Genomic DNA, 11,187 nt, shown 5'->3' on the forward strand with positions numbered 1-11,187 from the left:
TTATGCGAAATGGGCAACGTGGCCGGGACGATTTTTCAAGGAGAGCGTAAATGAATGCAGCGACGATAGGAGCAGCATTGACGGCAGCGGTGCTCGCCGCGGCTCAGCCGGCGTGGGCGCAAGAGCCCTTGGCGAGCGCCGCGCAAGGTGTCGTCAGTGCCGTGCAGCCTGTGCATATGAAGGCCACCATCGTGGGCATCGATCCCGGCAGCCGCTCGCTCACGCTGCAGGGGGCGAACGGCAACGTTGTGATCGTGCTCGTGGGCCAGCAAGTCGCCGGTTTCGAAAAACTGAAGGTGGGCGACCACGTGGATGCGCTGTATAAAAACGCGCTGCTGGTCAAGGCCGAGCGAGTGACAGGAAAAGGCAAGGGCATTCGTGAACGCGTCGATACGCAGGTCTACACACCTGCGTCGGGCGGCTTCGAATCGGCGCGTCAGGTCGAAGTGCTTGCCACCGTGCAAAAGATCGACCGCAAACGGCGCCTTGTCACTCTGCGCGGCGCGTATCAGACCCAAACACTCGAAGTCGGTCCGCAAGTCGATCTTGCAGACGTGAAGGTGGGCGACACGATTCACGCGGTATTCGTTTCGGCCGCAGCTGTACAAGTCACGCCGCAAGACGCGGCGCAAAGCACGCCTCAATGAAGCGTATGTCGTTGCGCGGTGCGATGGCCTTCCCGGCCATCGCGCCGTTGTTTTTTCAGGCTCGTGCTGCGCATGCTGCGAATTCACGCGACATGCGCGGAGCCTGACAACGCATGTCAGCGCGGGCTCGGCGGCCCCAGGCTCAAACCGGCGAGCCGACCGAGCCAGCGCGCGAGAATGCCTTTCGCGGGCAGCGCGGAGCTCAGCGACACATGCGCTGTTCGTTCGCCGTCAGCGCTGAGCCATATGCGTTCGCCGCGCTGCAGGGTGAACGTTTGACCCGGCGCGATCCAGTGATCGTACGGAGAACTGATGCGGGTCAGCCAAAGGCGCGCCCCCTTCACCGTAAGCGTGCTGTCCGCTTCGACACGCCATGTCAGCGTCGCGCCCGGCACGACCGGGAAATGCACGACCACCTTCGGTAGACGCTCGTCCTGGTAATACGCATAACGATGTGCGTCGTCTTCCATGTACTGCGGGCTTGCCTGATCCATCTTGCTCTCCGGTTTGGAGCCGGCCGACAGAGGCGCCCACAAAACAAAAGGCCCCTTCCGTTACCGGCGGGGCCTTGGGGTCTTGCTTTGCAGATTCAGACTGCTAACGCAAACATGCTCCCATAGGCCAGCCGATGATGGCTCGCTTCGGGTGATTAATCGCTACGGCGATGGAGATGTGCGTCAACATGAATTGAGTGTGCCGTTTTGCCGCACACGTTGTCAACGGAAATCGGCCGCTATTTCCCGTAGCCACACTGCAGCGCCTCGTCACCTCATCGCCCGGATAGCCATGCGGCACGATGCGTTTTCGCCGATGCAAAGTATGTCGGCGTATGTCACCGCCTCTGCAAAATGCTCGCGAAGCCTTGCCCAGAGGGCTTCTTTCGCGCTGAAACAGCGTGACATATCTTCACTGCTGACTGCCACGGCGCGTCCTCCTATAGTCCGTTCATCGCCACACAGCGCAGCAGCAGCAGTCGCACGACGTGGCCTGATTCCACGAAGGACATACCCGTGAAAGCTCATTCGTTCGCAGTCCCGGTCAGCGGCGCTTCATCTGCGGCCGTCACTTCTTTTTCGCCTTCCGCTCGCCGCACACTGCGCAAGCTCGCGCTGACTGCGACAACGGCAATGCTCGCACTGGGCAGCGCGTCGGCATTCGCGTGGTCGCAGCACGGAACCGCCTACACGTCGCGCGGCGTCTATAACGAAGGCCACTATGGCTCGTGCGGCGGCGGCAGCTGCTCGCATGCTGGTGGCGTCGTCGGACCTTATGGCGGTGCCGCGACCAACACCGGTACGGTCACCCGCAATTCGCCCGGTCAGTTTTCGAATTCGGGCACCGCGACGGGCCGCTACGGAAACTCGGTGCAGCACTCTGGCGACACCAGTTGCGCGGGCGGCACGTGTTCGCATACGGGCGCGCTCACCGGACCGGATGGCAAGACGGCCACCACCTCCGGCGAAGTGACGAAGACGGGCGCTGGGCAGTACTCGTCGTCGGGATCGGTGACGCGCTCCAACGGCGATACGATCGATCACTCGGCGTCGACAAGCTGCGCCGGTTCTTCATGCTCGCGTTCGGGAACGGTCACTGGATCGGATGGAAACACGGTCGCACATTCCGGCACCGCGACGCGGGTAGCGCCCGGCGTAGTGACGACGTCCACCAGCGTGACCGGCACGCACGGCAATACGGTGAGTTCGAGTGGAACCGTGGTGAGCACGGGCGTTGTGGCGACGGGCGGCACGACCGTCGTCGTCGCGCCGAAACCGGTGGTGTATCCGCCGCCGGCCGTCGTCGTTGCACCCAAGCCGGTTGTCTACGTCGCGCCGCCGCCGCCCGCGCCCGCTGTCGTAGTGGCGCCGCCGCCCGTGGTTTATGCACCGCCGCCTGCGCCGGCTGTCGTGGTGACGCCGAAGCCCGTGGTGTATGCACCGCCGCCGCCCCCGCCGGCTGTCGTGATCGCGCCGAAGCCCGTTGCTTATGTCGCTCCGCCAGTGGTCTATGCGCCGCCGCCGGTTGTCTACGTAGCGCCGCGCCGCGTTTATCTTGCGCCGGCGCCGCGTCCGGCAGTCTGGGTGCCGGGCCATTGGGTCGGCAATGTGTATGTACCGGCGCACTGGGCGTGAAGAGCGAACGCCATGTCATTAAGAATGCGCTTTACTCTAGCCAGCCGAGCCCGTCGGCCGAGCCGCTTCAAAGTCACACGAGGGATGCCGCCGGGCAGCGCGAACGCAGACGAGCAGCGTGTTGCCGCGTCCCGCCGGCGGCGCTTGCGGGCCTCGAATGCATCCACGGTTCGCAAAGCAAGCCTATGGGCGACGATCATCGTGGCGACCGCGCTGGTGATCGCCGTGCAGAGGTTCATGGCAAATCCGGAGTTGCCGCGCGAACTTCCTGAACTCGTTCCGTCTGCGGATTGCCCCGCGCGCTACGCCGCCTTGCTCGATCTAGCGGAACTGGCGCGCCGCGACGGGACATCTTCAGAGGTTGTGATGCACGGGTTGAACAACGGCGATGGCGCAATGAGCGCATGCCCGCGCATGACCAGCAGCGCAGCGACACGATGATCGCTGTCTGCCGCGTCTGCTGTTACGCCTCTTCTTCCGGTTCCGCGAGCGTCAACGGAAAGCGGATCGTGAAGGTGGTGCCCACGCCTTCGCGTGACGCGAAGTCGATGTGCCCGTCGAGCACGCGGCACAGTTCCTTGACGATGGCGAGACCCAACCCGGTGCCGGGAATTTCCTCGCCGGCGGCGCGCTCGAATTCGGCAAACACCCGGTCGGCATCGGCGGGCGCGATGCCCACGCCGGTGTCCGACACGCGGATCGACCAGTGCTGCGGACCGGCCGTCAGGAAGTACAGCTCGACCTGACCCGACTTGGTGTATTTGGTCGCATTGGTGAGCAGGTTGACGGCGATCTGCTTGATCTTCAGGCGGTTCGACGTGACGGCGGGCAGCGCCGGATCGAACGCCGCGCGCAGCGTCAGCCCCTTCTCTTCGATGGACGGCCGCGACGACGCGACGAGCTCCTCGTAGAGCTCATGCAGATCGACCTGTTCGAGCGTGAGCGGCGTACCGTCGCCGAGAATGACCGAGTACTCGACCATCTGTTCGACAAGCGCCTTCATGTCCGCCGCCTGCCGGTTCGCTAGCTGCAACGCGGTGTCGGCCTTGGCGGGCACGCGAGCGATCAGTTGCAGCGCCATTGAGAATGAATTCAGGAAGTTGCGCAAATCGTGCACGACGCTGCGCGTGATGTGCATGCGCGACTCGTACAACTCGCTGACGAGCCGCTGTTTCAGCGTCAATTCGTGATTGGCGCGCTCCAGCCGACCGGTGTATTCGTCGATCTTGCGGTCGCGTTCGCTGACCACTTCCTTGATCGACGCAAGCGTGACCATGCTCAGCGCTTCTGCAATCAGGCGACGCGCGCGCTTTTCGTGGCTGCGGGTGAATCCGTTGTCGCGCGTGGCGTACTCGTCGAGTACATCGGCGAGAACCAGGTGGAACAGATCCAGTTCGCGCACCAGTTCTTCGATCCGGTAGCCTTGACGCCAGCGCACTATGCCGTGCTTGCGCGCGTCGCGTTCGATCTCCGTTTCGACGTGTTCCAGATCGTCGACCTCCAGCGCCGCGCACAGGCCGTCGAGAATTTCGGGAAGATGATCGGCGAGTTGCTGATACGTGAGCTTATCGGCTTCCACCAGATCGACGTCGCCAAAAACTGCGTTCATCCATTGTTCGGTCAAACGAACCCGCTCGGCGCGAACGAATTCGGCGAAGTTGCGCAGGGGGCTAACGCGTGTGTCGTTCTTCATGGTGCGGTGGATCTGGGTTCGAAAATGTGCGTGCGTGCGCTGCGGTGGCGGCAGCCCATTATCACAGCAAATCGCCCGCGCGGCGTCGAATTTGCGGCCCCGTCCGCTCAACCGTTGCGGTCCTTCAAAAAATCGACGAACGCACGTAAGGGCGCGGGCACATGACGGTGTCCGGGATAGTAGAGAAAGGGCCCCGAGAAGCTTTGCCACCAAGGTTCGAGAACCGGCTGCAATGCACCGCTGTCGAGGTGCGGCTTCAGCATGTCTTCGAACAGGTGAATTACGCCCACGCCGGCGAGCGCTGCGCTGATCACGAGGTCGAGCGCTGCGCCGGGACGCACGAGCAACGGTCCCGACGGATTCAGTTGCACCACTTCGTCGTCGCGCTCGAAGATCCACGTCGGCGTCGCGCCGCCGGCAAACTGGACGCGCAGGCAAGCATGCGTAAGGAGGTCGCGCGGATGCTGCGGGCGTCCGCGGGCCTCCAAATACTCCGGCGCGGCGGCGGTGGCGACGCGTTCCACGCGCGGGCCGATCGGCACCGCGATCATGTCCTGCTCGAGCCGCTCGTCGTAACGGATGCCCGCGTCGCAGCCAATGGAAAGCACGTCGACAAAGCCGTCTTCGACGACCACTTCCACCCGTATGTCCGGATAGGCCTTTAGAAAAGGCGCTATCACACCGGGCAATCCCATGCGCGCCGCGCTCGCCGGCACGTTCAGTTTGAGCGTGCCGCTTGGCCGGTCGCGAAACACGTTGAGCACGTCGAGCGCCGCTTCCATTTCGCTGAAGAGCGGCGTCAGTTTTTCGAGCAGACGCAGGCCGGCTTCGGTCGGCGCGACACTGCGGGTCGTACGGTTCAACAGGCGCAGACCGAGCTTCGTTTCGAGGCGGCGCACGGCAATGCTCAAGCTCGACGTGGAAACGCCGCTCGTGCGCGCAGCGTCGCGAAAGCCGCCCGCGCGCGCGACCGAAATGAAAGCGGTGAGGTCGTTTAGTTCCATGTCAGTGTTCACAAAATTGAACAACCCGTGCACGTTAGCCCGCTTTATTAAACGGTGCAATCCCCGCCATACTGGGCTCACCTACAAAGACAGGAGAGCACCATGACAAACCTCGATATGACAAAGACATTTTTGCTCGGCGGCCGCGAGGTGCGGCGCATGGGCTACGGCGCGATGCAACTCGCGGGACCCGGCGTGTTCGGGCCGCCGAAAGACCGCGACGCCGCGATCGCCGTGCTGCGTGAAGCGGTGGCTAGCGGCGTCAATCACATCGACACCAGCGATTTTTACGGCCCGCATATCACCAACCAGCTGATTCGCGAGGCGCTGCATCCGTATGCCGACGATCTCGTGATCGTCACGAAGCTCGGCGCGGTACGGGACAGCGACGGCGGTTGGCTGCCGGCGCAGGAGCCCGAGGATCTCGAGCGCGGCATACACGACAATCTGCGCAACCTCGGGCTCGACGCGCTCGAAGTGGTGAATATGCGGATGATGGGCGACGTGCACGCGCCGAGCGAAGGATCGGTCGAAAGGCAGGTCACCGCGCTCGCCGAACTTCAACAGCGCGGATTGATCCGCCATATCGGCCTGAGCAACGCCACGCCGGCGCAGATTGCCGAAGCACAGCGCATCGTCAAGATCGTCTGTGTGCAAAACCACTACAACCTGGTGCACCGCGCCGACGACGCGCTGATCGACGAACTGGCGGTCAAGGGCATTGCTTATGTACCGTTCTTTCCTTTGGGCGGCTTTACGCCGATTCAGTCGTCAGCGCTGACCGATATCGCGGCAACGATCGGCGCGACGCCGATGCAAGTGGCGCTCGCATGGCTGCTGCAGCGCGCGCCCAATATCCTGCTGATTCCGGGCACGTCGTCCGTCGGGCATTTGCGCGAGAACCTGCACGCCGCACAGATCGAGTTGAACGACGAAATACTCGCGAAACTGGATGCCATTGGCCGCGCCAACGCTTAACGCAACGTGTTAACGCCACGTGTTAAGGCCACGTCGCTTCAAACGGAATCCGCAATATGCGCTCGCAGCCACTGGTGAGCCGGATCCCGATGCGACCGTTCGTGCCACAGCATCGCCATTTCGTAGCCCGGCACCTCGACGGGCGGCTGGACCACGCATAGTGCAGCGTTGTCGCGGACCAGCCGCTCGGGCACCATCGCCACGAGGTCGGTGTTGGCAAGCGCGGAAATCATGAAGAGAAAGTGCGGCACCGAGAGCACGACTCTGCGCGAGAGGCCGGCTTTGGCGAGCGCTTCGTCGGTCGCGCCGGCGAATCCGCCGCCGTCGGGCGACACGATCACGTGCTCGAACTTCGAGAATTGCGCGAGTGTCGGCCGCCGTTTCAGGCGCGGGTGACCGGCACGGCCGGCGAGCACGTAGCGCTCGGCGAACAGCACTCTTCGTCGCAAACCGGCGGGCGCTCCTTCGCTCGTATGAAAGCCGAGGTCGATCTCGCCCTGTTCGGCCTGCCTTGCGATGCGGGGCGGCGCCGCCTCCACTATGGCGAGCCGGGTGCCTGGCGCCGCCGCGCGCAGGCCCGGCAACGCTGGCAAGACGATGGTCGATTCCGCGTAGTCCGTCGCGGCAACGCGCCAGGTGTGCGCAGCCTGCGCCGGGTCGAACGGACGCGCGGGCGCCACGGCTTGCTCTAATGCCTCCAGCGCTTGCCGCAACGGCTCGCGCAGCGCCTCGGCACGGGCCGTCGCACGCATGCCGCGCGGGCCGGGCAGCAGCAGGGGATCGCCCAGCAGATCGCGAAGCTTGGCCAGATGCACGCTCACGGAAGGTTGCGAAAAATTCAGCCGCTCAGCCGCGCGCGTGACGTTCAGCTCAGCTAGCAAAACGTCGAGCGTAACGAGAAGGTTCAGGTCCAGCTTGCGGAGATTATTCACGGTAATACCTGTCATATCAGCAATTCATTTCTAATATACCGTGGCAACGCCTATTGTGTGTTCTTCCAGACATGAAAGAGGCAAGCGCAAATGAACGTTCTCATTGTTTATGCTCATCCAGAGCCACGGTCGCTGAATGGATCGCTGAAGGAGTTTTCCGTCAAGCGCCTGCGCGACGCGGGGCACGCTGTTCAGGTTTCCGATCTGTATGCGATGAACTGGAAGGCGGCGCTGGATGCAGGCGATAGCGTCGCTCACACGACCGGCGATCGCTTCGATCCTTCACGCGCGTCGAAATATGCGTTCGAAAACGGACTGCAAAGCGCGGACATCGCAGCGGAGCAGGCAAAGCTCAAATGGGCAGACGCGGTGATTCTGCAATTTCCGCTGTGGTGGTTTTCAATGCCCGCGATCATGAAGGGCTGGGTAGAGCGGGTCTACGCATACGGCTTGGCATACGGCGTGGGCGAGCACTCGGACGTGCGCTGGGGCGACCGCTACGGCGAGGGAAACTTCGCCGGGAAACGCGCGATGCTCGTGGTCACGACGGGCGGATGGGAATCGCACTATAGTTCGCGCGGCATCAACGGTCCGATCGACGACCTGTTGTTCCCGATCCAGCACGGCATACTGTATTACCCCGGCTTCGATGTACTGCCGCCGTTCGTGGTGCATCGCACGAGCCGCATCGACGAACAGAAATATGCCGAAGTGCGCAACGCGCTCGGCGAGCGCCTCGACAATCTGTGGAACACGGCGCCGATACCCTTCCGCGCGCAGAACGGCGGCGATTATCGGATTCCTGAGCTTACGTTGAAGGACGACATTGCACCCGGTCGCGAGGGCTTCGGTGTCCACGTCAAATAGTTGCATTGCGCACGCATGCTCGAAAGCATGCGCTGCGCATCGCGTGAGACCAATCTTAGGGTTTACTGAAATTTGGCTGTAAGTCGCCGTTGCTAGAGTCGTCGCTGGATATTGCCGCCCCGTATGGCTTGCGTCGTTGGTATGCCCGCTGGGTTCCCGGACACGTAGAAAGGGAGAGCGACAACATGAGTAAGGCGCGTCTTTGCTGGCTGATCGTGATGATGCTTGTCGCCGCTCCGGCATGGGCCTTTCAGTCCCGTGTCGTGACGATTCCGAGCGCGGCCATGCACAAGTCGCTGGAAGCGACAGTCGTACTGCCCGACAGCTATGGGCGCGGCAACGCGGCTGACCGCTTTCCGGTCGTCTATCTGTTGCACGGCTCGGGCGGCGACTACACCGACTGGACCGCCAATTCGCCCATCGGCAAACTCGCCGACCGTTACCACGTGATACTCGTGATGCCCGATGGCGGCCGCGAAAGCTGGTATATCGACAGTCCGGTCGACTCGCGCAGCCGTTACACGACTTACGTCGGAACCGAGGTCGTGGCGTACATCGACATGCATTTCCGCACCATTGCAACGAAAGAAGGGCGCGCGATCACCGGCTTGAGCATGGGCGGGTTCGGCGCGCTTCACATTGCGCTGGATCGGCCAGACGAGTTCGGGGCGGCGGGAAGCATGAGCGGCGCGGTGGATCCGCGCGGTTGCGAAGATGAACCGGGCATCGACCAGGTGTTCGGCGATCCTGCGAGGCATGCGGACTTCTGGAACGACGAGCCTATCGTCGAGCATGCGCGCAGCTTTGCGAGCGCGCATATTGCGCTGATGATCGACTGCGGAATGAACGATTCACTCGTGCAGTCGAACCGGATGCTGCATGCGCGGCTTATCGAACTGGGCGTGCCGCATCATTATGCGGAGCGGCCGGGCGGCCACACCTGGAAGTACTGGGCCGACGCGGTGCAATATCAGGTGAAGTTCTTTGCAACTACCTTCAGGCGCAACGGCGGTAGCGCGATAGCCTGACGCTCATGCTTCGTGCCGCGTGTTTGCTCTAATTTTGCTTCGGTAACCGAACTAATGTTTTAGTTGCGTCAGTCGATGCCGTGAAACACTGCATCATCGGGGCCGAGGTATGCGGGCGGACGCCATGCAGCGTCGCGCATGGAATGCTGCACCAGTTTTTCGACGCCGAGCAGCACCGCGAAGATCGCCATCCGCACTGGAATGCCGTTATCGGTTTGCCGGAAAATGGCGAGCCGCGAGTCGTGATTGAGATCGACGCTCAGATCGTTCGCGCCCGGCCGGCTGTCGCGCGGAAGCGGGTGCATGATGAGCGTATCGCTGCCGCACACGCTGTCTACCAATGCCTGGTTGATCTGGAAGTCGGGCGTGTAGCCTTCGAACGATTCGTCGGTAAAGCGCTCTTTCTGAATGCGCGTGGCATACACGACGTCGGCGCCGCGCAGTCCGCTCGGCAGATCGTGAGTCTGCTCGATCACATGCCCGTTACGCGAAATCTGCTCGATGATGTAGCCCGGCATTTCCAGCATGGGCGGCGAAATCAGCGTGAACTTGATGCCGCGATATAGAGCCAGCAGTTTGACCAGCGAATGCACGGTGCGCCCGTATTTGAGGTCGCCGACGAGCGCGATATGCGCCCCGTCGACGATCTTGCCGAGCCGCGAGAACTCGCGCTGAATTGTGTAGAGGTCGAGCAGCGCCTGGCTCGGATGTTCGCCGGGGCCGTCGCCGCCGTTGATCACAGGCACATTGGTCGCGCGCGCAAATTCGGCCACCGAGCCTTGCTCGGGATGACGGATCACGAGTGCGTCGACGTAGCCGCTCATCACGCGGCTCGTGTCGTAGATCGACTCGCCCTTGGCCATGGAAGAGAACGTGAAGCCGGTGGTGTCGCACACCGAACCGCCAAGCCGGCAGAATGCCGCGCCGAAACTCACGCGAGTCCGCGTACTGGCCTCGAAAAAGAGATTGCCGAGTACCGCGCCTTCGAGCACGCGCGAGATTTTGCGGCGCCGTGCGATGGGCTGCATGATGTCCGCGACGCGAAACAACGCCTCAACCGAGTCGCGCGAGAACTGGTCGACCGACAGCAACTGTGGCTTGCCTTCCCACAGCATCTGGCTCGCGAGCGACTGCGAATCTACGCTTTGCGTATATCTTTCGCCCGGCTCGCCATGCACGACGATTTCCGACACGAAGCGCTCGACGATCTCCGGCATGGCCCGCGATTCCTGCGAGTCGTCAGGCAACAACCACGTATCCAGCGCCCGGCGGGAGACACCGATGCGGCCCGCGAAGGTCTCGCGGGTCATGTTCAGGCGGCGCATGGCGTCGCGGAGGAAGGCTTGTTGCGGGACGCTCATGAAGGCACCTGGCGGAAAATGGCCGCGCCGGATATACGCGGTGCGTATATTAGTTCGCTTATTGTAGAAGTCAAGGCATTTGTAGGTGAGCGGGATTGGCTTGGTCTAGCGCGCGGTTCGTTGGCCAGGAAGGGGCGGATTTGCGTGGACTATCTGGAATCGGCAGCGACAGTTGCAACACCAGCCGCTGTGGCTTGATCGTTGGGTAGGTGGCCGGCAGTTCACGACCCTGAAGGCCGCTCGACTTCCCGCACATTGAGTGGCGGCTTCCGGGTCCAAGGAGACATCTGATCGGCCAAACGGTGCGACGAGGAAACGCATCGTGTTGATGGTCGACGAGGCATCGCTCGCCGACCAGTGGTCTTCGCTTTACCGGACCATTTCACGGGGTCATCTCGCTTCATTTCGCAGTAAGAGCCTGTGCCCCCAGCAGGGAACGCGCTACGCAGCGACTGGCGTCCACTGAAAAATCCACGCACGCACATCACGAAAGCCAACACCATCGTGTATCGATCGAGTGAAAAGAACTGCAGCCATTGTTCGATGAA

General features: G+C 62.5%; 11 protein-coding genes. 6 read left to right on the top strand and 5 right to left on the bottom strand.

The annotated features are described in order from the left end of the window. Window positions 1-50: 50 nt before the first annotated feature. Window positions 51-647: a hypothetical protein gene (locus tag ACTJLB_RS17725; protein ID WP_020066531.1), complete on the top strand. Its 597-nt coding sequence runs from the start codon at window positions 51-53 to the stop codon at window positions 645-647. 116 nt (window positions 648-763) lie between these two features. Here ACTJLB_RS17725 and ACTJLB_RS17730 read toward each other — a convergent pair whose 3' ends face one another. Beyond that, window positions 764-1,141 carry a DUF2917 domain-containing protein gene (locus ACTJLB_RS17730; RefSeq protein ID WP_440784003.1) on the bottom strand — a complete coding sequence of 126 codons (378 nt, stop codon included), beginning with the start codon at window positions 1,139-1,141 and terminating at the stop codon, window positions 764-766. A gap of 516 nt (window positions 1,142-1,657) precedes the next feature. Here ACTJLB_RS17730 and ACTJLB_RS17735 point away from each other — a divergent pair. Both ACTJLB_RS17735 and ACTJLB_RS17740 read left to right on the top strand, forming a co-directional pair. Further along, window positions 1,658-2,776 (top strand): hypothetical protein, encoded by a 1,119-nt coding sequence (locus ACTJLB_RS17735; RefSeq protein WP_440784004.1) that lies wholly within the window; start codon window positions 1,658-1,660, stop codon window positions 2,774-2,776. A 201-nt stretch (window positions 2,777-2,977) separates the two neighbouring features. Beyond that, a complete protein-coding gene (locus ACTJLB_RS17740) occupies window positions 2,978-3,217 on the top strand; it encodes a hypothetical protein (protein ID WP_227471194.1) in 240 nt (79 codons plus the stop codon). A 22-nt stretch (window positions 3,218-3,239) separates the two neighbouring features. Here ACTJLB_RS17740 and ACTJLB_RS17745 read toward each other — a convergent pair whose 3' ends face one another. Both ACTJLB_RS17745 and ACTJLB_RS17750 read right to left on the bottom strand, forming a co-directional pair. Beyond that, complete coding sequence (locus ACTJLB_RS17745) at window positions 3,240-4,469, bottom strand: sensor histidine kinase (RefSeq protein WP_020066527.1); 1,230 nt, start codon at window positions 4,467-4,469, stop codon at window positions 3,240-3,242. 107 nt (window positions 4,470-4,576) lie between these two features. After that, window positions 4,577-5,473, bottom strand: coding sequence for a LysR family transcriptional regulator (locus tag ACTJLB_RS17750; protein WP_440784005.1), 897 nt, complete (start codon window positions 5,471-5,473; stop codon window positions 4,577-4,579). Window positions 5,474-5,575: 102 nt separating this feature from the next. Between ACTJLB_RS17750 and ACTJLB_RS17755 the strand changes: the two genes are divergently transcribed. Beyond that, complete coding sequence (locus tag ACTJLB_RS17755) at window positions 5,576-6,451, top strand: aldo/keto reductase family oxidoreductase (RefSeq protein WP_440784006.1); 876 nt, start codon at window positions 5,576-5,578, stop codon at window positions 6,449-6,451. A gap of 38 nt (window positions 6,452-6,489) precedes the next feature. On the opposite strand, the gene ACTJLB_RS17760 is transcribed toward ACTJLB_RS17755, so the two are convergent. Continuing rightward, window positions 6,490-7,398, bottom strand: coding sequence for a LysR family transcriptional regulator (locus ACTJLB_RS17760; RefSeq protein ID WP_020066524.1), 909 nt, complete (start codon window positions 7,396-7,398; stop codon window positions 6,490-6,492). Window positions 7,399-7,473: 75 nt separating this feature from the next. Here ACTJLB_RS17760 and ACTJLB_RS17765 point away from each other — a divergent pair, with 75 nt between their 5' ends. Both ACTJLB_RS17765 and ACTJLB_RS17770 read left to right on the top strand, forming a co-directional pair. Further along, window positions 7,474-8,250: an NAD(P)H-dependent oxidoreductase gene (locus ACTJLB_RS17765; protein ID WP_440784008.1), complete on the top strand. Its 777-nt coding sequence runs from the start codon at window positions 7,474-7,476 to the stop codon at window positions 8,248-8,250. Window positions 8,251-8,435: 185 nt separating this feature from the next. Beyond that, on the top strand, window positions 8,436-9,278 hold the full coding sequence (locus ACTJLB_RS17770) for an alpha/beta hydrolase (protein ID WP_440784009.1): 843 nt from the start codon (window positions 8,436-8,438) through the stop codon (window positions 9,276-9,278). A 68-nt stretch (window positions 9,279-9,346) separates the two neighbouring features. Here ACTJLB_RS17770 and ACTJLB_RS17775 read toward each other — a convergent pair whose 3' ends face one another. After that, window positions 9,347-10,639, bottom strand: coding sequence for an aspartate carbamoyltransferase (locus ACTJLB_RS17775; RefSeq protein ID WP_131318205.1), 1,293 nt, complete (start codon window positions 10,637-10,639; stop codon window positions 9,347-9,349). Window positions 10,640-11,187 lie beyond the last annotated feature (548 nt).

Origin of the sequence: Paraburkholderia sp. 22098, assembly GCF_052045935.1 — a bacterium.
In the GTDB taxonomy this organism is placed as follows: domain Bacteria; phylum Pseudomonadota; class Gammaproteobacteria; order Burkholderiales; family Burkholderiaceae; genus Paraburkholderia; species Paraburkholderia caledonica.

What these genes read in the sequence shown, in the direction of transcription:
- ACTJLB_RS17765 (WP_440784008.1), top strand. Translation starts at nt 7,474, where the DNA reads ATGAACGTTCTCATTGTTTATGCTCATCCAGAGCCACGGTCGCTGAAT.
- ACTJLB_RS17750 (WP_440784005.1), bottom strand. Translation starts at nt 5,473, where the DNA reads ATGGAACTAAACGACCTCACCGCTTTCATTTCGGTCGCGCGCGCGGGC.
- ACTJLB_RS17730 (WP_440784003.1), bottom strand. Translation starts at nt 1,141, where the DNA reads ATGGATCAGGCAAGCCCGCAGTACATGGAAGACGACGCACATCGTTAT.
- ACTJLB_RS17760 (WP_020066524.1), bottom strand. Translation starts at nt 7,398, where the DNA reads ATGACAGGTATTACCGTGAATAATCTCCGCAAGCTGGACCTGAACCTT.
- ACTJLB_RS17755 (WP_440784006.1), top strand. Translation starts at nt 5,576, where the DNA reads ATGACAAACCTCGATATGACAAAGACATTTTTGCTCGGCGGCCGCGAG.
- ACTJLB_RS17775 (WP_131318205.1), bottom strand. Translation starts at nt 10,639, where the DNA reads ATGAGCGTCCCGCAACAAGCCTTCCTCCGCGACGCCATGCGCCGCCTG.
- ACTJLB_RS17770 (WP_440784009.1), top strand. Translation starts at nt 8,436, where the DNA reads ATGAGTAAGGCGCGTCTTTGCTGGCTGATCGTGATGATGCTTGTCGCC.
- ACTJLB_RS17745 (WP_020066527.1), bottom strand. Translation starts at nt 4,469, where the DNA reads ATGAAGAACGACACACGCGTTAGCCCCCTGCGCAACTTCGCCGAATTC.
- ACTJLB_RS17725 (WP_020066531.1), top strand. Translation starts at nt 51, where the DNA reads ATGAATGCAGCGACGATAGGAGCAGCATTGACGGCAGCGGTGCTCGCC.